This window comes from uncultured Slackia sp. (assembly GCF_944321625.1).
Lineage (GTDB): Bacteria > Actinomycetota > Coriobacteriia > Coriobacteriales > Eggerthellaceae > Slackia.
This window is the reverse complement of sequence record NZ_CALUMA010000066.1, coordinates 22,704-44,010: the sequence shown is the minus strand read 5'-3', so window position 1 is coordinate 44,010 and position 21,307 is coordinate 22,704. Positions and strand designations below refer to the sequence as shown.

Annotated in this window: 22 protein-coding genes, 1 tRNA gene and 1 pseudogene; 16 read left to right on the top strand and 8 right to left on the bottom strand. The window is 60.8% G+C overall.

Going from position 1 to position 21,307, the window contains the following annotated elements:
- Window positions 1–158 precede the first annotated feature (158 nt).
- The 12 genes and pseudogenes from Q0J60_RS06085 (at window position 159) to Q0J60_RS06030 (ending at window position 9,499) form a co-directional block, all read left to right on the top strand.
- Window positions 159–635 carry a 4Fe-4S dicluster domain-containing protein gene (locus Q0J60_RS06085; protein WP_294439543.1) on the top strand — a complete coding sequence of 159 codons (477 nt, stop codon included), beginning with the start codon at window positions 159–161 and terminating at the stop codon, window positions 633–635.
- Window positions 635–2,446: an aldehyde ferredoxin oxidoreductase family protein gene (locus Q0J60_RS06080; RefSeq protein WP_294439541.1), complete on the top strand. Its 1,812-nt coding sequence runs from the start codon at window positions 635–637 to the stop codon at window positions 2,444–2,446. Before Q0J60_RS06085 ends, Q0J60_RS06080 begins: the two co-directional genes overlap by 1 nt.
- 66 nt (window positions 2,447–2,512) lie before the next feature.
- On the top strand, window positions 2,513–2,785 hold the full coding sequence (locus tag Q0J60_RS06075) for a MoaD family protein (protein ID WP_294439539.1): 273 nt from the start codon (window positions 2,513–2,515) through the stop codon (window positions 2,783–2,785).
- A gap of 101 nt (window positions 2,786–2,886) precedes the next feature.
- Window positions 2,887–3,384 carry an NAD(P)H-dependent oxidoreductase subunit E gene (locus tag Q0J60_RS06070; RefSeq protein ID WP_294439537.1) on the top strand — a complete coding sequence of 166 codons (498 nt, stop codon included), beginning with the start codon at window positions 2,887–2,889 and terminating at the stop codon, window positions 3,382–3,384.
- Window positions 3,377–4,732 (top strand): NAD(P)H-dependent oxidoreductase subunit E, encoded by a 1,356-nt coding sequence (locus Q0J60_RS06065; RefSeq protein ID WP_294439535.1) that lies wholly within the window; start codon window positions 3,377–3,379, stop codon window positions 4,730–4,732. Before Q0J60_RS06070 ends, Q0J60_RS06065 begins: the two co-directional genes overlap by 8 nt.
- 12 nt (window positions 4,733–4,744) lie before the next feature.
- Window positions 4,745–4,930 (top strand): annotated as a pseudogene (locus tag Q0J60_RS06060) (NADH-ubiquinone oxidoreductase-F iron-sulfur binding region domain-containing protein); the annotation flags it as partial.
- Entirely contained in the window at window positions 4,910–5,176 is a 267-nt protein-coding gene (locus Q0J60_RS06055; protein WP_294439549.1) for a 4Fe-4S binding protein, read from the top strand. The pseudogene Q0J60_RS06060 and the gene Q0J60_RS06055, both read left to right, overlap by 21 nt.
- The gene (locus tag Q0J60_RS06050) at window positions 5,173–5,934 is read left to right on the top strand and encodes a 2Fe-2S iron-sulfur cluster-binding protein (RefSeq protein ID WP_294439533.1); all 762 of its coding nucleotides are present in this window, start codon (window positions 5,173–5,175) and stop codon (window positions 5,932–5,934) included. Before Q0J60_RS06055 ends, Q0J60_RS06050 begins: the two co-directional genes overlap by 4 nt.
- Before the next feature lie 222 nt (window positions 5,935–6,156).
- Complete coding sequence (locus Q0J60_RS06045) at window positions 6,157–6,846, top strand: ThiF family adenylyltransferase (protein WP_294439528.1); 690 nt, start codon at window positions 6,157–6,159, stop codon at window positions 6,844–6,846.
- Window positions 6,847–7,084: 238 nt separating this feature from the next.
- Window positions 7,085–8,125, top strand: coding sequence for a substrate-binding domain-containing protein (locus tag Q0J60_RS06040; protein ID WP_294439525.1), 1,041 nt, complete (start codon window positions 7,085–7,087; stop codon window positions 8,123–8,125).
- Window positions 8,126–8,150: 25 nt separating this feature from the next.
- Window positions 8,151–8,837, top strand: coding sequence for an ABC transporter permease (locus Q0J60_RS06035; RefSeq protein WP_294439523.1), 687 nt, complete (start codon window positions 8,151–8,153; stop codon window positions 8,835–8,837).
- On the top strand, window positions 8,834–9,499 hold the full coding sequence (locus Q0J60_RS06030; RefSeq protein ID WP_294439521.1) for an ABC transporter ATP-binding protein: 666 nt from the start codon (window positions 8,834–8,836) through the stop codon (window positions 9,497–9,499). Before Q0J60_RS06035 ends, Q0J60_RS06030 begins: the two co-directional genes overlap by 4 nt.
- Window positions 9,500–9,623: 124 nt before the next feature.
- Here Q0J60_RS06030 and Q0J60_RS06025 read toward each other — a convergent pair whose 3' ends face one another.
- From Q0J60_RS06025 to Q0J60_RS06015, 3 genes are all read right to left on the bottom strand, one after another.
- Window positions 9,624–11,576 carry a molybdopterin biosynthesis protein gene (locus Q0J60_RS06025; protein WP_294439519.1) on the bottom strand — a complete coding sequence of 651 codons (1,953 nt, stop codon included), beginning with the start codon at window positions 11,574–11,576 and terminating at the stop codon, window positions 9,624–9,626.
- Between the two features lie 91 nt (window positions 11,577–11,667).
- Window positions 11,668–12,966, bottom strand: coding sequence for a gephyrin-like molybdotransferase Glp (gene glp / locus Q0J60_RS06020; protein WP_294439517.1), 1,299 nt, complete (start codon window positions 12,964–12,966; stop codon window positions 11,668–11,670).
- Between the two features lie 38 nt (window positions 12,967–13,004).
- Complete coding sequence (locus Q0J60_RS06015; protein WP_294439515.1) at window positions 13,005–13,532, bottom strand: hypothetical protein; 528 nt, start codon at window positions 13,530–13,532, stop codon at window positions 13,005–13,007.
- 233 nt (window positions 13,533–13,765) lie between these two features.
- Between Q0J60_RS06015 and Q0J60_RS06010 the strand changes: the two genes are divergently transcribed.
- Window positions 13,766–13,842: transfer RNA gene (locus tag Q0J60_RS06010), tRNA-Met, on the top strand.
- A gap of 103 nt (window positions 13,843–13,945) precedes the next feature.
- Here the strand turns inward: Q0J60_RS06010 and Q0J60_RS06005 are convergent.
- Window positions 13,946–14,890 carry a diguanylate cyclase gene (locus tag Q0J60_RS06005; RefSeq protein WP_294439513.1) on the bottom strand — a complete coding sequence of 315 codons (945 nt, stop codon included), beginning with the start codon at window positions 14,888–14,890 and terminating at the stop codon, window positions 13,946–13,948.
- 277 nt (window positions 14,891–15,167) lie between these two features.
- Complete coding sequence (locus Q0J60_RS06000; RefSeq protein WP_294439511.1) at window positions 15,168–16,229, bottom strand: class I SAM-dependent methyltransferase; 1,062 nt, start codon at window positions 16,227–16,229, stop codon at window positions 15,168–15,170.
- Between the two features lie 399 nt (window positions 16,230–16,628).
- On the opposite strand from Q0J60_RS06000, the gene Q0J60_RS05995 reads away from it, so the two are divergent.
- Entirely contained in the window at window positions 16,629–17,483 is an 855-nt protein-coding gene (locus tag Q0J60_RS05995; protein WP_294439509.1) for a TIGR02452 family protein, read from the top strand.
- Window positions 17,484–17,584: 101 nt separating this feature from the next.
- On the opposite strand, the gene Q0J60_RS05990 is transcribed toward Q0J60_RS05995, so the two are convergent.
- Both Q0J60_RS05990 and Q0J60_RS05985 read right to left on the bottom strand, forming a co-directional pair.
- The gene (locus Q0J60_RS05990; protein WP_294439507.1) at window positions 17,585–18,025 is read right to left on the bottom strand and encodes a PaaI family thioesterase; all 441 of its coding nucleotides are present in this window, start codon (window positions 18,023–18,025) and stop codon (window positions 17,585–17,587) included.
- 111 nt (window positions 18,026–18,136) lie between these two features.
- Window positions 18,137–18,820 carry an NUDIX hydrolase gene (locus Q0J60_RS05985; RefSeq protein ID WP_294439505.1) on the bottom strand — a complete coding sequence of 228 codons (684 nt, stop codon included), beginning with the start codon at window positions 18,818–18,820 and terminating at the stop codon, window positions 18,137–18,139.
- Between the two features lie 174 nt (window positions 18,821–18,994).
- Here Q0J60_RS05985 and Q0J60_RS05980 point away from each other — a divergent pair, with 174 nt between their 5' ends.
- Together Q0J60_RS05980 and Q0J60_RS05975 are read left to right on the top strand one after the other, a co-directional pair.
- A complete protein-coding gene (locus Q0J60_RS05980; protein WP_294439503.1) occupies window positions 18,995–19,498 on the top strand; it encodes a hypothetical protein in 504 nt (167 codons plus the stop codon).
- A 33-nt stretch (window positions 19,499–19,531) separates the two neighbouring features.
- Window positions 19,532–20,860 (top strand): aminopeptidase, encoded by a 1,329-nt coding sequence (locus Q0J60_RS05975; protein ID WP_294439501.1) that lies wholly within the window; start codon window positions 19,532–19,534, stop codon window positions 20,858–20,860.
- Here the strand turns inward: Q0J60_RS05975 and Q0J60_RS05970 are convergent.
- Window positions 20,857–21,300: a PIN domain-containing protein gene (locus Q0J60_RS05970; RefSeq protein ID WP_294439547.1), complete on the bottom strand. Its 444-nt coding sequence runs from the start codon at window positions 21,298–21,300 to the stop codon at window positions 20,857–20,859. The two genes, Q0J60_RS05975 and Q0J60_RS05970, sit on opposite strands and share 4 nt — an antisense overlap.
- Window positions 21,301–21,307 lie beyond the last annotated feature (7 nt).

The following is a 21,307-nucleotide window of genomic DNA, read 5'->3' as shown; positions in this document are numbered from 1 at the left end:
CAGAAAACTCTCATGCTTTCTGCCTAATGATACGTCGCGATACGGCATAAACCACCGATTCGACGCGCCAAATCGGCGACGTCGCGTTTTTTCTGCCGAACGCATGGTTTACTGAAGCTAAGTGCTTTACGGCCGAATTCGAAAGAAAGGGGGAGTCCATGGCTAAACAGCTGGTCGTGGATCCGAAGAAGTGCGTGAGCTGCCGCACCTGCGAGCTGGTATGCTCGTTCAAGCACAATGAGGAATTCAATCCACGCCTCTCAAATGTAAGCGTGTTCCACTACGAGGAAGCCGCTATCACCGTGCCCATCATGTGCATGCAGTGCGACGAAGCATCCTGCGCCGCCATCTGCCCCACCGGCGCGCTGCGACGCAACGCCCAGGGCATTATCGAACACGACGCCAATAAGTGCATCGTGTGCAAAATGTGCGTAAGCGCGTGCCCCCTGGGCAACATCTCCTACTCGCCTGCCAAGCGCATGATTCACAAGTGCGATTTGTGCGGCGGCGAGGCATGGTGCGCCAAGTACTGCCCCTCGGGAGCCATCACGCTGGTCGATCCCGATGAGGTCCCGGACAAAAAACAGCTTGCCGCCGACAAGCTGAAGGCGGCCGTCGAGGAGGTGCGTGCATAATGACGCAGGCAAACGGCTGGATCGGAACGATTCTTCGCATCAACCTCACCGAAGGCTCCATCAAAAAAGAGCCTCTGAACATGCAGGACGCGCACGATTACGTGGGCGCTCGTGGCCTGGGAACGAAATACTACTGCAACGAGGTCGACCCCAAGATCGACCCGCTTTCCCCCGACAATAAACTCATCTTCATGACCGGCCCGCTTACCGGCACTGCAGCATGCTCTTCGGGTCGCTATGAAGTGGTGTCTAAGGCGCCGCTCACGGGCATCATCGGCGCGGCGAATTCCGGCGGACATTTCGGCCCTGAGCTGAAGTACGCCGGATACGACGGCATCATCTTCGAGGGCAAGGCCGATCATCCGGTATATCTGCATATCGATGACGACAAGGTGGAGCTGCTCGACGCCGGCGAGCTGTGGGGCCAGGGCGTCCACGAGACCACCGAGGCCCTTGAGGCCAAGCACGGCAAGGTGCGCGTGTCCTGCATCGGCACGCCCGGCGAGCGCTGCATGCTGTACGCCGCCATTATGAACGACAAGAACCGCGCTGCAGGCCGTGGCGGCATGGGCGCCGTCATGGGTTCGAAGAACCTCAAGGCAATCGCCGTGCGCGGCACCGGCGGCGTGACCGTCGCGCGACCCGAAGGCTTTATGCGCGAAATCACCAAGGCACGCACCATGCTCAAAGAGCACCCCGTTACCGGCAACGGTCTGGGCACGTTCGGCACTGAGATTCTTGTGAACATCGTTAACGAAGTGGGCGGCCTGCCGCTGCGCAACGGCCGCGACGGCTCGTATTGGGATAAGGCCGACGACACTTCGGGCGAGCACCTGAACGAGACGCACCTGGTGAAGAACCAGGGCTGCTTCGGCTGCTCCATCGCCTGCGGACGCGTGACCAAGATCGAAGGTAAAGGCGATCTGGACGGCTTCGGCGAAGGCCCCGAGTACGAGGCAGGCTGGAGCTATGGCGCCGCCTGCGGCGTGAACGACATCTCGTCCATCGTCAAGGCAAACTTCATCTGCAACGAGCAGGGTATGGACCCCATCACCTTGGGCTCCACCGTGGCATGCGCCATGGAGCTCTATGAGATGGGCGCCATTCCCGAGGAAGACATCGGATTCCCCCTGCGCTTCGGCGACGCCGCCGCCATGGTCAAGCTCACGCAGATGTGTGCCGACGGCGAGGGCTTTGGCAAAATCATCGGCCTGGGTTCGTATCGCTTGGCCGAGAAATATGGCCACCCCGAGCTTTCCATGAGCGTAAAGAAGCAGGAGATGCCCGCGTATGACGGCCGCGCCATCCAGGGCATCGGCCTCGAATATGCCACGTCCAACCGTGGCGGCTGCCACGTGCGCGGTTACATGATCAGCCCCGAGGTGCTGGGCATCCCGGTGAAGCTCGATCCGCAGGTGACCGAGGGCAAGGGCGCCATGCTTAAGACCTTCCAAGATCTCACGGCTCTGTGCGACTCCACCGGCATGTGCCTGTTCACCACGTTCGGCATCGGCCTGCCCGAAATCGCGGGTCAATACCGCGAGGCTGTGGGCTCGGACGAAACCGACGAGGAAATCCTGCTCAAGGGCGAGCGCATCTGGAACCTCGAGAAGCGCTTCAACATGGAGGCCGGAGTCGAGAAAGACACCCTGCCTCCGCGCCTGCTGCGCGAGGCGCTGCCCAGCGGCCCGGCGAAGGGCAAGGTGAACGAACTGCAGACTATGCTCGCCGATTACTATGAAGCGCGCAACTGGACCGCAGACGGCATCCCCACCCCCGAAAAACTCGCTGAGCTGAATGTGACCTATTAAGCACGCCACGGAGGGGCGAGTCCTGCCCGCCCCTCCGCTCATCCTTTCTTTCGGGAAGGTTCGCCCATGCTTGTGAAGTTCTTGGCGACATATCGGCAGATCGCGAACTGCAAATCGTGCGATATGCCCGCCCCTTCCAACGTTCTGGAACTGATGGAGGCGCTTTGTGCCCGCTGGCCGGAATTCGACGGCCTCATTCTGAACGACGAAAGAACGGATAAGGGCGATGACGTGATCATCCTGGTGAACGGGCGCCACATCGAGCATTTGAACGGTGTGGCGACGCCCCTTACCGAGCAGGATTACGTGGTCATCACCCCGCTGGTCGCAGGGGGATAAGCAGCTTCCATAAATCCAGCCGCTCGTTCCGACGCAGGAACGAGCGCTGCGCTTTTCCGCCCGTTCTCGATGCGGGCACGTCCATTTGAAACGAGGCATCCATGAACGATACGGACCGCGCCTCGAAGATCACCGCGATCATCGAGGCATATCCCGCAGACCGCCGCTTCGCGCTGGCGGCCATGCAGGACATGCAGCATGAATTCAACTACATCCCTGAAGAGGGACTCGTCGCGCTTGCCGACTATCTGGACTGCAGCAAGGCGCACCTCTATTCCATGGCGACGTTCTACAAAGCGCTTTCGCTGACGCCCAAGGGCGAGCACATCATCAAGATATGCAACGGCACCGCATGCCACCTCCGCGGATCGGTCAATCTGGCCACCGAGCTCAAGCGCATTCTGGACATCGAGCCCGGACAAACCAGCGCCGACGGCGAATTCTCGGTGGAATACGTCAACTGCCTGGGATCGTGCGCCCTCGCCCCCGTCATGGTGGTCGACGGCGTGTACCACAACAAGCTGAAGGTCGATCAGATTTCCGGCATTGTCGAAAGCTACCGCACAGACGATTCGAAGGACGTGGTCAGCAATGATTAACGGAACCGACAGAATACTCGTCTGCTGCGGCACGAGCTGCATCGCCAACGGTGCACTCGACGTGGCGGACGCCATTGAAAAAGAGCTTACAGCGCGCGGCCTAGCCGACGATGTGTGCGTCAACGTGGTGCGCACCGGCTGCTCAGGCGAATGTGAGCAAGGCCCCGTAGTGCGATTCATGCCGCGCGACCTGATGTATTACCGCGTCGCCGTGCGCGATGCGAAGGCCATCGTCGATTCGCTCGACGGCGCGCCCGTCAAAAAGCTCCTGCACAAACGGGACGGCCAGTTCTTCGAGCATATGGACGACAACCCGTTCTACGCGCTCCAGCACAAGGTGGTGCTCAAAGACGTGGGCATCATCGACCCGCTGAGTCTTGACGATTACATCTCCCGCGGCGGTTACGAGGGCCTGAAGCGTGCACTGTCCATGACGCCGGACGAGATCATTTCGGAAGTGGAGAAGAGCGGCCTGCGTGGCAAGGGCGGCGCAGGCTTTCCAACCGGGCGCAAATGGCGCAGCGCCGCCGGCTACGACGAGTGGCCGAAATACATCGTATGCAACGGTGACGAAGGCGACCCCGGTGCGTTCATGGATGGCTCCACGATGGAAGGCTGCCCGCATGCCGTGATTGAAGGCATGGTCATCGGAGCGCTCGCCATCGGCGCCGAGGAAGGCGTGCTCTATATTCGCGATGAATATGCCCTCGCGCGCGATCACATCCAGCACGCGATCGACGACGCCTATGCCGCAGGCATCCTGGGAGACTCCATCATGGGCACGCCCCATAAGCTCCACCTGTCAATCGTTCGCGGCGGCGGCGCATTTGTGTGCGGCGAATCCACGGCGCTCATGGCGTCGATCGCCGGCCGCGTGGGCGAGCCCCGCGCCAAGTACATCCGCAGCGTGCAGCGCGGCCTGTTTGACAAACCCACCGTTCTCAACAACGTGGAGACGCTCGCCTCCGTTCCCACCATCCTGCGCTTCGGCGGCGAGGAGTACGCCAAGCTGGGCGCCGAGAAGTCCAAGGGCACCAAGGTGTTCGCCATGGTGGGCAAAGTGAAGCACACCGGCCTGGTGGAAGTGCCTATGGGAACCACGCTGCGCACGCTGATCTACGACATCGGCGGCGGCATCATGAACGACCGTCCTTTCAAGGCAATCCAGACCGGCGGCCCGTCAGGCGGATGCATCCCCGAGTCGCTGCTCGACCTGCCCGTTGACTTCGACACGCTCACCGAGTACGGCGCCATGATGGGCTCCGGCGGCATGATCGTCATGGACGACCGCTCGTGCATGGTGGAGGTCGCCCGCTATTACGTGGACTTCCTCTGCGAGGAGAGCTGAGGCAAGTGCACGCCGTGCCGCGAGGGCCTGCGCCAGATGCGCGCCATCCTCACCGATATCTGCGAGGGGCGCGGCCGCCCGGGAGATATCGAGTTGCTCGAACGCATTTGCCACACCATGCAGGACGTTTCGCTGTGCGCGCTCGGCAGAACGGCGCCCAACCCGGTGCTGACCACGATTCGATTCTTCCGCGACGAGTACGAAGCGCATATCGAGCGCAAGGAATGCCCCGCCGGCGTATGCCCCGACCTCACGCGTTTCACCATCAACGCGGAGGCGTGCACGGGTTGCGGTATGTGCTCGCGCGTTTGTCCGGCAAACGCAATTTCCGGCGAAGTCAAGACGGCGCACGTCATCGACCCCGACAAGTGCATCGCGTGCGGCAGCTGCCGAGAGGCGTGCCGCTTCGACGCCGTTGAAACGATGAGGAGGATGCCGGCATGAGCGATTTGTTGAATATCACCATTGACGGGCGCCCCTGCACCTGCGAAGCAGGCGAGTACCTGTACGACGTAGCGGAACGCAACGGAATCCACATCCCCGCATTATGCCGCTCGGATGCGTTCGAGGATCATCGCGCCTGCTGCCGCGTATGTATTGTAGAGGTGGAAGAGCGCGGCCGCCGCAAGGTGGTGACCTCTTGCGTGTACCCCGTAGAGCGTGAATGCACGGTGTATACCAATTCCGAGAAGATCGCCGAAGAGCGTGCCGTCACCCTTGCCCTGCTGTCGAAGCGCGCGCCGGAGTCTGAAACGATTGCCGCCATGGCGCGCGAGGCAGGCGGTGCAGAAGGCTTTGACCGCCTGGTAACCCTCGACGGCGAGAAGTGCATCCTGTGCGGATTGTGCGTGCAAGCATGCGACAGCCTGGGAACGGGCGCCATCTCCACCGTGAACCGCGGCGTCGACAAAATGGTGAGCACCCCCTACGACAAGCCGTCAGCCGATTGCATCGGATGCTTGAGCTGCGCAAACGTCTGTCCCACGGGCGCCATCGAATACGCACAGGACGCTACAAGCCGTACGATTTGGAACCGCACGTTCGAGCTTGCGCTCTGCGAGCGGTGCGGCTCGCCCATGGGCACGAAAGACGCCGTGCATCGCGCCGCCCAACAGGCCGGCGTGGAAGAACCGCGCATATGTGACGCTTGCCGCAAGCGAGAGCTCGCCGACGAGATGATGCACACATACCGCTACGTATAGGAGAGACAAGCGGCGGAAGCCAATCCGTGCATGACGAACCCCTGCCGCAATAATCGAAGCGGGCCCGCGCCGCCGCCCCTTTCATCCCGGGGCGGCGGCGTTGCGTAAAACACGGTCGCACCCCCTCGGAAAACGCCCACATCTCACTACCACATCGCCACAACCCCAACGCCACCATGGTATGCTTGAACCACGCCCGACTCTCCATGTCAGGAGTTTCCCATGCCTGTCGAAAAACGATACCTTCGCAATATCGAAGCGCTTACCGAGGACGAATGCCTTCTGCTCGCCGAGAAGCACGTAGCAGTGGTGGGCTGCGGAGGATTGGGCGGATTGGTCGTGGAAGCGCTTGCTCGCATAGGCGTGCGACACCTACGCCTCATCGACGCCGACATCTTCGACGAGACGAACCTTAACAGACAGGTTCTTTGCACCGAAGCAACAGTGGGGCTGCACAAAGCAGAAGTCGCGAAACGCCGCATCCTGGAAATCGATGGCAAGGCGGAACCAGAAGCAATCGTCTCGTACCTCGATAAAAACAATGCCGCCGACCTGGTTCACGATATGGACTGCGTCGTGGACTGCCTCGACACGTTGGAGTCACGCTTCTGGCTGGCGCACGCCTGCCAGAGTCTTGGAATACCCATCGTCTATGGCGCTATCGCGGGATGGTTCGGGCAGGTATGTACCGTGTACCCAGGCGATGCTTCTTTCGTCTCGATATATGGCGAGCCGTTCGGCACGAGTCAGCATGAACGACTAGGCAGCCTTCCCTTTGCAGCACACGCCACCGCCGCCGTGCAGTCGGCCGAGGTGGTAAAGGTGCTTCTCGAGAGGCCCGGCCAGATTCGAAATCGCCTGCTCATGATCGACCTGCTTGACGGCTCGATGGACGATGTGGAACTTGCATGACGACGTTTCGCGCCGAATCTCGGAACACGGAATCGAAGAATCATTCTTAATGAGAAATATTCTAATGAACGTATAATATTATCCAAATATACAAATTTTGGTGCAGTATGCCGAAGTTATTTTCGGCAAAGGTTTCCATTTCCTTGCATTTGACTATAGTTTTCCTGGATTGCGAAAAGGAGCATGGGATGATTGCGCTACCGGAAAGCGCAGCTTCTTTTCGAGCAAAGGGGGAACCATGAAGAAAATCCGCATTGGCATCGTCGCCTTACTCGCGGCCTTCGTCATGGCGCTTTCGCTGACGGCATGTTCGTCGCAAAGCACCGAGACCGCGACCGAAGAGACCCCGGCACCCGCCGCCGAAGAGGCCACTGAGACGGCGCCCGCCGAGGAGCAGGCGACCAACCTCACCATTCTCTACGAAGAGGACGACAGCCTGATCAACACCTACTCGCTCCTCGCCGTGAATCCCGATGCGCCGTTCGTTGATGCCGACGGCAACGAAGTCGCCGACGTGGCAATCAACTCGGAAGGCGCCGCGGCTTTCATCGACTGGATGCTTTCCGACGAGGGCCTCGAGCTGATTGCTGACTACGGCATGGAGGATTTCGGCGAATCGCTGTTTACCGTCAATGACGATGCTCCTCACTATGAGGGCGAAATCCCGCAGGCCACCGATGAGACGAAGGCCATCCGTCTGTCCACCACCACGTCGGTGAACGACTCCGGCCTGCTCGACTACCTGCTGCCGTACTTCCAGGACGAATACGGCTACGAGGTCGAGGTCTATTCCGCCGGCACGGGCAAGGCAATCGCCAACGCCGAATCGGGCAACGCCGACGCCATCCTGGTGCACTCCAAGAGCCAGGAAGAGGAGTTCGTAGCCGCCGGCTTCGCGTACACGCTGCCTGACTTCGATTCCGAGCGCCTGTCGTTCATGCATAACTACTTCGTGCTGTGCGGTCCCGCCGACGACCCCGCGGGCGTGGCCGACGCCGCCACTGCGCTCGACGCCTTCGCGCAGATCGCCGACGGCAAGTACCCGTTCGTTTCCCGTGGCGACGCCTCCGGCACGCACACGAAGGAAATTTCCCTGTGGCCTGAGGACCTGGGCATCACCACCGAGGCCGACAGCGTTGCCGATTATACCGATTGGTACACCTACTCCAACGCCGGCATGGGCGCCTGCCTCGCCATGGCCAACGAGACGAACGCGTACATCCTGTCCGACAAGGCGACGTTCCTCACGTTTGAAGCCAACGGCGGTATTGTCGAATAACACCGCAGAATAGGGTTGAGGGCACGTGCTGACCGCATTCGAAGAGGCCATCGCGCTTCTTGCCTCGGGCGACGAGATGCTGACGAATATCGTCCTGGTGACGCTGCGCATGAGCATCGCCAGCTCTCTCATCGCGCTCGCCATAGGCATGCCACTTGGCACGGCCCTCGCCATGGGGCGCTCGAAGATCGCTTCGGCGCTCGTCATCGTGAACCGCACGCTCATGGGCGTCCCGCCCGTGGTGTGCGGTTTGTTGTGTTATCTCATGTTCTGCGGCGTCGGACCGCTTCGCTGGCTCCAGCTGCTCTACACCGTCGAAGGCATGGTGGTGGCGCAGGTGCTTCTCATCACGCCCATCGTGGCAGGCAACATGGAGTCATATGTACGGGGCTTGGTGGATGACGTGCGCGAAACCGCCCGAGGCATCGGACTTTCACGCGTCCGCACGGCGCTGCTGCTTTTGGGCGAGTGCCGCTATCAGGTGTTCACGGTCTACCTCATCGCGTTCGGCCGCGCCATCGCCGAAGTGGGCGCCGTGTCCATGGTAGGCGGCGCCATCGCCTACAAGACCAACGTCATGACTACGGCAATCATGATGTACACGAACCGCGGCGACTTTACCTTGGGAATAGCGCTGGGCATCATCTTGCTGTTAATGTTCCTCACGCTCAACGTCGTCGTGAGCATCGTGCAAAGGAACGTGGCGCGATGAGAATAGAAAAAGCGATCAAACGATACGGCGCGAAAACGGCGCTCGACGTAGCGGGCATCGAATTCCCTCGCGGCACGATTTGCGCCGTGATGGGCGTGAACGGATGCGGCAAGACCACGCTTGCGCGTGTGCTCGCCGGAACGCTCAGGCCCGATGAAGGCGGCAGGATTCTAGGCGACGGCGAAAGCGTCGGCTATATGCCGCAGCGCAGCTACGCATTCTACGGAACGCTTGCCCGCAATGTAGCACTTGGGGCGAAAGAGCGCCGGTTCGACGATCGCTGCCGAGGGCTCATCAAAGAGTTAGGGCTGTCGCACCTTGAGCGCGAGCAGGCCAAGAAGCTCTCGGGCGGCGAAACTGCACGCATGGCGCTCGCCCGCGTGCTGGCGGGAACGTGGACACACTTGGTGCTGGACGAGCCCACCGCCGCCCTCGACATCCCCTCGACGCTTGCCGCCGAACGCCTGATGCGTGATTACTGCACCGAGGAAAACGTCGGCATCGTGGTGGTGACGCACTCTGTGAGCCAGGCCCGCCGCCTCGCTGACCACGCCATCTTCATGGATGGCGGGCGCATCGTGGAAGAAGGCCCCGCCGCCGACATCCTCTCGCACCCGCAAACGCCCGAGCTGTCAGAGTTCCTCGCAATATTGGGCTCGTAGCTGCCGGGCGCCAAACGAGCAGCAGCCTAGGCCGCTTCAACCTGCACGCGCCCGCTCTCCACCCCCAACACAAGCCGCATCGTTCACCCGAGGAACTTCGTTTGCGCCACCCAACCGCACGCACCTAGATCTGCCTACGGGCCTCATAATGCCGGCGAACCGTTCCCGGGCTTTCCACGCGATACCCGCCCATGGCCTCGATTCGCGCGCGAAACTCTTCGCCTTGGAGAACCTCCAAAAGCGCCTGCACCATGGGAGTATCCCACGCATAATCAGGAATGAGCAGGTCGTACTGCTCTTCGCATACGGGAACGAACCCCAGGCCATAAATCTTCGCCGCCGAATAGATGCCCATGCCCGCATCGGCCGAGCCCGACTCTACGAGCGCCGCCACGGCGGTATGGGTGAATTCCTCGTGGTCGTAGCCATAGATCAAAGCCGGATCCACGCCCTCCCGCTTGCAGAGATAATCGCTCAGGATGCGCGTGCCGGAGCCCTTCTGACGATTCACATAGCGCATGCCCTTCCGAGCCATATCGGCAAGGGACGCGATTCCCAGCGGATTGCCCGGCGCCACCATCAGACCCTGCTGACGGTACACGCATTCCACCTGACGCACCCCGCCTTGAGGAAAATGGCGCTCAAGATACGAGGTGTTGTATTCGCCCGTCGCCTCGTCAAGCAAGTGGATGCCGCCGCAATGGTTCTCGTGACGCTTCGCCGCAACGATGGCACCCATTGACCCCACATGGGTGGACGCCACGGACAGCTGCGGCCACTTCGCATGCATGATTTGAGCGACCTCGTCGACGAGAGGGTCGTGGCTACCTATGACCACCAGCGAACGCTCGATGTGCGCAAGCGGGCGCAGCAGACGCACGCGTGCCCTCTCCCCCGCTTCAAACCCTTCACTGTTCTGAGGAATCTCCATAATGCCGTCGGCTTTCACGAATGACGTGACCACTCCCGCCCCGCGCGAAAGGGGCGTTGCCACGAACTTGCCCTCGACCGCGCCGAGTCGCACGCGCACGTACTCATGATGCTTGAGGGACGACGTGCACGGACGCGCCAGCACCGCCTCCACCGACGCGCCACCGTCGAGGCCAGCGCCCAAAAGACACTCTATGACAGGCTTGAGCAGCGATTCGACCACCACGATGCCGCTTACCGGATATCCCGGCACTCCGATAACGGGCACGCCGTCGACCATGCCCGCCATGGCCGGCTTTCCGGGTTTGATGGCCACGCCGTGGAACAGAAGCTCGCCGGCTTCTGCCACCACGTGCGCCGAATAGTCGTCACGCCCCGCCGACGAGCCCGCGTTGAGCAGCACGGCGTCACATTCCGCAACAGCCTTGAGCAGCGCGCAACGTACTGCTTCGGGGTCGTCGGGCGTGATGGGATACGTTACGGGCTCGCCGCCCCACGAGCGCACCATTCCCGAGAATATCGTGGAATTGAACTCCATCACATCACCCGGTTTTGGATCCGAGCACGGAGGAACCACCTCGTCCCCCGTAGGGATGATTCCAATTCTGGGCCGCGCCGCAACCGACACCTCGGCGATGCCCGCCGCCAGCATGGCGCCCATGGCTGCGGGGGTTATCTCTACGCCCGAAGTAAGCAGCATTTCGCCGGCGCAGATGTCTTCCCCGATCTGGCGCACATTGCCCCAAGGCGCCGATGCCGCATACAGCGTTATCGGACACCCACCAAGGTCGTTCGCATCGAACCCTTCGGGGAAGACGACATCTTCGATCATCACCACCGCATCGCACCCATTGGGCAGAGGGTCGCCCGTGTCCACAACCACGTACTCATCAGGTTGCACCGTCACAGGCGTGGTCGACGTGGCCCCGAACGTGACGGACGCTTGCAGGGCTATTCCGTCCATTGCACAAGCGTGGTAATGAGGCGCCGAAATGCGTGCATATAGCGGCTCGGCAGTGACGCGACCAAGCGATTCCGTCACTGGAACCGCCTCTTTGCGGGGCTCTCCGCCGCAATGGTCGAGCGCCTGCCGCAAACGGCCGACCGCCTCTTCCAGCGTAATCGTGCTCAAATACGCAAAAGCCATGAATTCAACCTCCAATACAAAGCGCGACTTGCAGCGGACGCGTGGAAAAGAGCCGTCGAATGCGCCCGCAGAAGCGCCCGGAACAACATCGCTAGAAAAGCCGCACTTCCACGGCCTGGCCCGCAGGCACTCCTTCGGTGTTGCGACCCACCACAATATACCCATCCGCTGAAGCAAGACTCGAAATCAACCCCGACTTGCTCCGCACGGGAATCGCACTCGGCTCGTTTCCGCACGCATCGCCTTGCGAAAGCACGGCGTGGCCCGATTCGCTTTCAAGAGCAGGCACGACGTCCGGTTCGCCCTCCAAACGCACCGCGACGATTTCGGAACGCCCATGGTTTGAGGGAATGCCTTCGCGAAGCCGCACGCATACGCGGCGCCCATGCCTGCCCGACGTCCCGCACATACGCGCAAGCAGCGGACGCACCGCCTCGAGAAACATGAAATACGCGGCCACGGGGTGCCCCGGCAACCCGAATGCAGGCTTTCCCTGCACGTCGGCGCACATTGTGGGCTTGCCCGGTTTAACCGCCACGCCATGGTAGAGCAAGCTCCCCAATTCAGACAGCACGCGCGCCGTATTATCCCTTTGGCCAGCAGATGACCCACCTGAAATAAGCACCATATCGCATTCCCCAAGCGCCCGGCGCACCGCATGGAGCAAGGCCTCGTATTCGTCGGGCACGATAGGGTACCGAATCGGCCGTGCGCCGCAAGCCTGAACGGCGGAGGCCAGCATCGGTGCGTTTACATCGCGCATCTGCGCCCCGATAGGCTCGCACGCCGCATCGACGATTTCATCCCCCGTCGATATGATGCCCACTGTCACCGCATCGAACACGCTGCATTCCATGATGCCCATGCTCGCAAGCGAGCCTACATGATGAGGGTCGAGCTTAGTGCCGGCAAACAGTACGGGCTGACCAGGTTTGACGTCGTCGTAGCGAAACACCATGTTGTCGCCTGGCGCAACCGCCTTCATGATGCCCACCGTGCCGTCACCATACTCTTCGCACCGCTCCAGCATCACTACAGCGTTGGCGCCTTGGGGCATTTGGCCGCCCGTAGGTATGCGCACGCACGTGCCGGGCAAACAGGTGCATGTCGGAGCAACGCCCATGTCCACTTCGCCCGCAAGGGTCAGCATGGCGGGCAAGGCTTCGGAGCATCCGAACGTGTCGGATGCCACTACGGCGAAGCCGTCCATCGTCGAGCGGTCGAACGGCGGCACGCCCTCGGATGCAACGACATCGCACGCTATTACACGTCCCAAAGCCTCGTCAAGCGACACGACACACGTGCGCCGCACCGCATAATCGGCAAAACGCTGCAAAGGCATGGAGCGAGCGTCCTCCAACTCCACCACCGTGAGCATGTTGACCCCCATTCCTGGCTTGACTCGCAAGCGCCAAACCCGACTCGAGACTATCGCAATCCAAATCCGACCAATGCCGCCAATACGAACAGCGCCGCGAACGTGCATGCCGCTCCGCGAACCGCCGGCCGAAAGGAACGATCGACGTTCAAATCTTTCAGCAAAGACTTGCTCCCTACGCAAATATGAGCCGCAAGGGCAACCGCAAGAGCGACGATGACGATTACGCCCGTCACCGAGGAAATCATGTCGCCCGCTCCTGCGGTTCGCACCACAACAACATGCACGGCGGCGCATACGAGCAAGAACACGCCTGTAGCCCACTTAAGCGCAAGGTGGCGTTTTTTATTGATACTCGGAGGACGAACCGTATCGGTAAGCTGCTGAATGCTCGTGGCAACGCAGAGCGCCACGTGGATCGCCGCGCATGCGACGCCTATCCATACCGCCCATGCAAGACCGCTTTGGAACGGGACCAGCCCGACGATGCTTCCGATGGAGGCGTGCATGATGAAGAACACGACGATGCCTGCCGACACCACGCCGTTCGCCAACCGTATTCTCGATCGCTTCGTCATCAGACCCCCTGCCCTTTCATGGCAATTGTACCCCTCAAGAGGAGCTATGTGATTTCGCGCCGGCAAGCGATACGCCCTCGACTTCGAACGTAGCCTATGAGGCACCGCATCGTCATGCGCATTGCGCAATGTGAAGGAATCATGTCCTTATACGCGTTTGGAAAATAGTTCTTGCATTCGCCATGACCCGACGATATTATTCTTTCTTGCACTTGTGAAGTGCTCGCATATATTGCGGGGTGGAGCAGTCTGGTAGCTCGTCGGGCTCATAACCCGAAGGTCGTTGGTTCGAATCCAGCCCCCGCGACCAACAATTCCCCGGCTCTCGCCGGGTTTTTTATTTTCCGCACCTTCGGCATTGCGCTTCGCTTTTCACGCCTTCGCTCTAACGCCTCGTTTTTGCGCCTTCGACCCTACGCCTCGTCGTCGAAGAACATGGTGGCTTTGCCGGAATGCTTGGCCTTGTACAGCGCGGCATCGGCACGGCGATACAGGTCGTCGAACGACTCCCCCGCCACACGCTGCGCCACGCCCACCGAAAGTGTGACGACCAAACCCGGCGCGATATCGAACATAGCCTGCCCGAACGCATCGCCGAACAGCTTCACCTTGGTACGCACCACATCACGATTCACCAGGCGTGAGAAATACACCACGAACTCGTCGCCGCCCAGGCGCCCCACCACGTCATCGGCACACACATGCTCCCTGATTCCATGCGCAAGCGCCACGAGCGCGGCATCGCCCGCCTGATGCCCAAATCGATCGTTGATGTTCTTGAAATCGTCCACGTCCACGATAAGCAGCATGCCCTCGGCATCGCCCGCTGCCGCATCAATCAGACGCGTAGTCTCACGGCGGTTCAGAATACCCGTAAGCGCATCGGTGGTCGCCTCGCGCCGCAGCTGCTCGATGGCATGCATGCGCACGTCGGCTAGCGAAGGACCTTCGCCAGCGCCTTTGGGCTCTTCGGGAATGGACGCGTGAATCAAGGCGAGCTTCCAGCTATCACCAATCTGGCGCATCGTTGCCGTCATGCGCAACAAGAGCGGCGGAGCGACCGAATCCGAATTCGACGAAGCGGGGTAGGCAACCGCCACAGAGGCACCGCATTGCATGACGCTCGGAGCAAGCTCCCATTCGACGTAGCCGATAATCGTGTAGTCGAACGCCTTTGGATGCGCGTCGAACTCATCGGCCAGAACGCGTGCAAGCTCGCTTTTGTCACGCACGGCCCCGCTCGTCCACGGGCCCAACGCCCGCACGTCATCGCATGCCGCGTCAAGCGAGGTGGCAATATCGCGCTTGGCGAAATATGCGTCAAGTATGGCCTCGAAGGCCGGACGAATGGTGCTCACGGCGCTCAACCCCCTCCTCAAAAACGACGCGACGTCATGCTAGAGTGCAAGCATAGCGAATATGAGACGAAAAAAGTTGCGCAACATTCGCCAATGCTGCAACGTTTTGGCGAATGTCGCAGGTGAGGGCGCTGGCCACGCGCAATATCAAATGAAAGTTAAAAGCGCGCCTATTGATGCTGCACTGTGACAGAAGAATGGGAAAGCGGGCGCTCCCTGCACACGAAAGCGCCACCGTTCCCGGTAGATGCCTCCGGCGCGCACGGCAGATGGCCCCTTACGCGCGACGCACCTTGAAGCAGCAGTGAATCTTGGGATTGCGCGCGAAATCGTACGGAATGGTCTGCGCGGTAATGTCCTCCATGGCCACGCCAGCCGCAGCCAGCGCCTCATAGTCGGGCTTGAAGTTGCGCAGGTTGCAGCTGAACACCGCCTCGCCGCCTGGCGCCAGAAGCTGCACCACGTGAGTGAGCAGCATCACGTGGTCGCGCTGGACGCTCCAAGTATTCTTGCCCATGGCTTTGGAGTTGGAGAACGTAGGCGGGTCCACAAAGATGAGGTCGAAGCGTGGCTTCTCGCGGCACGCGCGCACGATCCACTGCAGCACGTCGGCACGCACGAAGCCATGCTCGGGGCCGTCGCAGCCGTTGAGCTCCATGTTGCGCGCGGCCCAACCCAGATACGTCTGCGAAAGATCCACCGTGAGCGTGCTTTTCGCGCCGCCCACCGCAGCGTGCACCGTGGCGGTGCCCGTATAGGCAAACAGGTTCAGAAAGCGCTTGCCTTCCGCCATCTGCCCCACCATCTCGCGCGTGGTGCGGTGGTCGAGGAAGATGCCCGTATCCAGGTAGCTGCCCAGGTCAATTTCAAACACGTTGCCCGACTCCTGCGTGTACATGATGCAGGCGTCTTTCTGCTGGTCAGTATACTGACCGCCGCCGCGTTCGTGGCGACGCGTCTTAAGGAACACGCGCTCTCGCGGCACCGCGAGCACCGCCGATGCGATTGCCACGGCGTCCTCCAGACGCACACGGGCGCGTTCGGGGTCCACCGACTTGGGCGCCTGGTATTCGGCGATGCACAGGTAGCTTTCGCCCTCGCTTTTCCACACGCCGTCGTAGCGGTCGATCGCAAGCGCGTAATCGGGCAGGTCGGCGTCGTAAATGCGGTAACACGAGATGTCGTTCTTGCGCGCCCACTTGCGGCGATCTTTGGCAACCTTCTTGAGGCGCGCGGCAAATTGATCGGCGCCTTTGTCGCGCACTTCGACCGGCACCTCGGCGCCCGTCTCGAGGTTGGTCACGTTGATGATGAAGGGTGTGAAGTCAGTGTTTTCCATGCGCGATATGGTAACGAAGCCCGCAGCAAACGCCAGCGCGATTTAGCCGGCTACCGCACAAAACCACGAGAGCCAATCCTGCTGAGGAATTCCTTATATGTGCGTTTGGAGGGTCGGCCTGCTAAAAATGTCGCTAAATGTATGGCTTCAATAACGACCGATGCAGCAGGAGAACGGGATTGCGAATTGCGACCAGGCATTATGGGAGCCAGACGAGAGGAATCCAGCAATCCAGCCCCCTTGCAGCATAAGGGCGGCACACATTTAAAGCCATTTTCAGCAGCTGAGGCCCGTAATCGTGCACATAGCGCATTTTCTAGCAGCCGCATCCAGAAGACCGGGCTAGTTTTTGGCGTTTTGCTCTACAATCGACAGAAGGACCTACGTGAGGAGGACAGCATGCCAACCAGGGACGAACGTCGCGCCGAAGCAGCCAAGCATCTGGCGCTTGTGAACGGAGTGTTCGCGAAGGAAACCGCGGCGGCAATCGAGAGCGCCGTCATCTACGAAGATGGCGATGGCCGTGCGCTTGAACTGCCCGAGCCTGCCTTTGAGGCAACCACGACTCGCGCGACCACCGACTTCGCATCGAACGTCGTGCATCGCGCCGAGGGCAAGACGCTGGTGGTGGACCCCGCATCGTTCACGCGCCCCGGCGGCGCCTACGAGGACGGTGCGTTTGGCCCCGAGCAGATTCTGTGCGCCAGCAGCAACCTCTATCCCGTGCTGCGCGGCATGAAGCGTGCGTACTACGACGCCAACCGCGGCTACCAGTGCGGCCAGCTGTTCACGGGACGTGCCCTGTATCTGGAAGGCATCGTGTTCACGCGCGACGGCGAGATGAAGGCCGCCGACGTGCTGGTCATCGCCGAGCCTAACCGTCAGCGCGCGCTTGAGAACCACCGCTCCGAGGCGGAGTGCGACAAGGTTCTGGCCGACCGCATCGAGGCCATCATGCACATTGCTGCCGCCCACGAGATCGAAACGCTCGTCGTGGGCGCGTTCGGCTGCGGCCGCGAGGCAGGCGACGAGGAGCGCACGATCGCCCTGTTCAAGGAGTGGATTACCGCGCATCCCGGCGCGGTAGCGAATGTCGTGTTCGCTGTGCCGCGTGCGCACTTCTCCGCGTTCGATGCCGCATTCGGCCAACCCAAGAAGCCGGTCGTGCAGCAGTCCGCCCCCACCGAGGAGGAAGAGGACGAAGGCTTCACCTTGGACTTCGAACTCCCTGAAGGCATCACGCTGCGCTCGTAGAGTCGAAACATCAATCCGCGCACAAAAGCAGCACCCATGCACAACAAGAGCCGACCCGTAGGTCGGCTCTTTTCATGCGTTTGGCTGCGAACCGTTTGGCTTTAGCCCTCGATCGGCCCCAGCAGGAACATGTTATGCATGGTGGTAAACAGCAGCTTGCCCGTTTCGGCCTGGCGCGCGGTCACGCGGATGATGGCAGTGGAGCGACCCGCATGGACGGGCTCGGTCGTCACGTCCACCTTGCAGCACGGCGCGGCCTTGACGAAGTTGATGCTCGCGCTCTGGCACACGTTGTCGGAGCCCAGCGTGTAGGTGGCGAAGCCCGACGCGATTTCGCTGATGAAATATGCGGTGCCGCCGTGGATGCCGCCGTGGTAGTTGCCCAGGCACGCAGGCACGTCCATGGTGAAGTGCACGTAACCCGGCTCGGTCACGTCGATGATCTCGATGTTGTCCTGGAAATCGGCCGAAGGCGGGATGTTGCAACGCATCTTCTCCAGCATCACGCTCTTCTCCATGGGGAATTCCCTCTTTGCGGCCATAATCGTCCCTTTCTTCGAAGCCAAACGGCACCGTTAGTTCTGTTGCCCTCGATTAAACAGCCGACTCGTTCGGAGAGAAATACACAGCATGGGCGATTCGTCCCAAAACTCTTATGCGAACGGGTCGCACGCCACCATCTCAAGCACCAGCTGGGCACGAATGGAAAGCGGGGCACGATTCTCATGCAGGAACTGCGCGATGTCGGCGCGAGGGAGCTCGAACACCTCGATGAACTCCGTCGATTCAGCGCGCGGCTCGCCCACCTTTTCCACCTGGGCGAACACCATGGCAATGCTTTCGTCGCCCATGCCGAGCGACGAGAAGCCAGGCTGCACGAAACTGTGGATATGCACCGGGGTGCCGTCGGCATTGCGCGCCAGGTCATAGCCCGTCTCTTCGCGCAACTCACGCGAAGCGCACTCCTCCACAGTTTCGCCCGCATCGCGCAGGCCGGCAGGAAACGCGATGCACTCGCGATTCATGGGGAAGCGGAACTCCTTGATCAGCAGAAACGATCCCTCGGCCGTGAAGCCCACAATGCACACGGCATCCACCTGCGGCTCCACCGGCCCCGGCGTTTCGAGCTCGGTCTTGTATACGTCGAGCGGCTTGCGCGAAACCGCCTCGTACTGGTAATCACGCCCGTTAGGCAAACGAAACTTGAGGATGTATTTATTGAGCCAGCCCGAACTTACCTGCTCGATGCCCTGAAGCTCAGGAAATTCCTTCTCGCTTACCATATCTGCTCCAATCTTAAAAACCGTCGATTCGACCACCGTACCACACGTAGGCATGCAATGCTCGAATTCGGTGTCAAATCAACCCGCCGCGCCCAGAAACCCCAAGTAACCCTCAACGCCGCATTTCGGCTCGGCTACAAATCGCGCTGCTGCGTGTTGTGAGCGCTACAATTGCCGAAGGCGGCGCATAGGCAAACGATTCGCGCTGCACCCTTCGAAAGGCACGCCATGACCATCAAACGATCGAGCATCTTCTCGCCCCAAGACCTTCCCGAAGCGCCCTCGCAATACGACCTGTTCACGAATTGCCGCATGCCCGCAAAAACGCATGCTGAAGACATCGTCGAGGCCATCGAGCGCACAGCCGTACGCTTGAATCTGCCCGTCGCCGCAGAGGTGGAGACCCTGGCGCCGGCATCGTTCTTCGGCCTCAAGAAAACATGCGTCATCGCATGGCACCCCAACCCACCCCGGGATTACTACAGCGTGATAATCGAGCCTCATAGGGTAATCAGGGGCAAAGGCTTTGCCCAGGCGCAGTTCTGGCTGTGCGGAGAAAGCGGCATGCTCGACGTCATGCCAGGTAGACGCATGCAAAGCATGTATGCGCGCATCATGGACGAAGCCTCGCTCAAGCGCCCTGAAGACTGGGTCATCATCCCCGAATACGAGTATTACAAGCGTCTCTTCGATGTGGCGAGGCGGGCGCTTACAGAACTGTGCAATCGATAGCCGTATCGCAGAAGATCAAACGGAGGATTACCTATGGACATCATCTCGCAGGCGTTCACGGCACACGCTGAGATTGCGAAAGCCGAGTTGGCGGCAGAGCATTCGCCTTTCGAGGACCCCGATGCTCTCGAGCACCGCATGCGTGCGTACGCGCGTCTTATCGTGGAAGCGGGCTGCGCCCTGCGTCCCGGACAGGAACTGTTCGTGCGCGCCAATCTTGAAGCGGCGCCCCTCGTGCGCTTGATTACGCAAGAGGCGTATGACCTGGGCGCACGCCATGTGACCGTACGCTTTTCCGACGAGACAATCGAGCGCATGCACTACGACCACTGCGACATGAGCGTGTTTGAGGAATTCCCCAGTTGGCTGGCCGAGCTCAACAACTCCATGGCACGCGGCGGGGCGGCCGTGCTCACCATTGATTCGGACGACCCGCAAGCCATGGCGGGCGTGGATACGCGCAAGATTTCGGCGCGCATCCAAGCGGGACACGCGGCATGCAGCGAGTTCTACGACGCGATGGACTTCGGGCGCTGCGTGTGGTGCATCGCGGGTGCCGCAAGCCCCAAGTGGGCGCGCAAGGTGTTCCCCAACCTGTCGGAAACCGCTGCGGTAGCGAAGCTATGGGAGGCCATCTTCCATACCGTGCGCGTGGATTCCGATGACCCCGCCGAAGCGATCGCCGCCTGGCGTGCGCACCGCCAGAGCTTTGCCGAGCGCTGCGCATGGCTCAACAGCCAGCGCTTCGACGCGCTGCACTACACCAATTCCCACGGCACCGATATCACCGTGGGGCTGCCCGCCGAACACCTGTGGAATGGTGGCGGCGATACCACGGTGGACGGCGTACAATTCTTCCCCAACATGCCCACCGAAGAGATTTTTACCACGCCCGACCGCCTGCGCGCCGAGGGCACGGTGGTCAGCGCCATGCCGCTTGCCTATAACGGCAGCCTCATCGAGAACTTCAGCGTGCGATTCGAGGATGGCCGCGCGGTGGAGGTGCGTGCCGAACGCGGGCAGGACGTGCTGCAATCCATCGTGGACACCGATGAGAACGCATGCCGCCTGGGAGAGGTGGCACTCGTTCCGTTCAAGAGCCCCATCCGCGACACGGGCATCCTGTTCTACAGCACGCTCTACGACGAAAACGCCAGCTGCCACATGGCGCTGGGCCAGGGCTTCCCTGACTGCTATCAAGACGGACTTGAGATGAGCGCCGAAGACCTGCTGGCCGCCGGCGTGAACAAAAGCGCCACGCATGTGGACTTCATGGTGGGCACCGAAGACCTGAACATCGACGGCATCAAAGCCGACGGCGAGCGCGTGCCCATCTTCCGCAACGGCAACTGGGCGTTTTAGAACACCACCTCTTGATAGTCGACACCCTTTTCGTCGCGAAGCCAGTTGAAGAACTCCCGCGCCGTCATCGCCCGCACGAGCGAACTCTCGAAATCTTTCGCGTTGCGCGTGATGATGGCGTCGGCCTTCAAGCTGAGTGCCGATTCGAACATCAACGCATCCTCAGGGTCCTTCCAGGCGGATGCCAACATGCGATCGACCTCTGCCCCGCCTACGGCAAACACTTCCACAAAAGTGCGCAAGCCCCGCAGGCGCTCCAGCACGGAAGGCATGAGCGACTGCTTGCCGCCGTCGCTCAAGATATAAATCAAATCCGTCACCTGGGACGACGTCATCCACAGTTCGAATTCCCCTACACGGCCCACGATCATAAGCAGACGCGCTTCGTCATAAAAAGGCTCACGCATCGATAGATAGTCGATCAAAACATTGGTATCCACCAGCAAT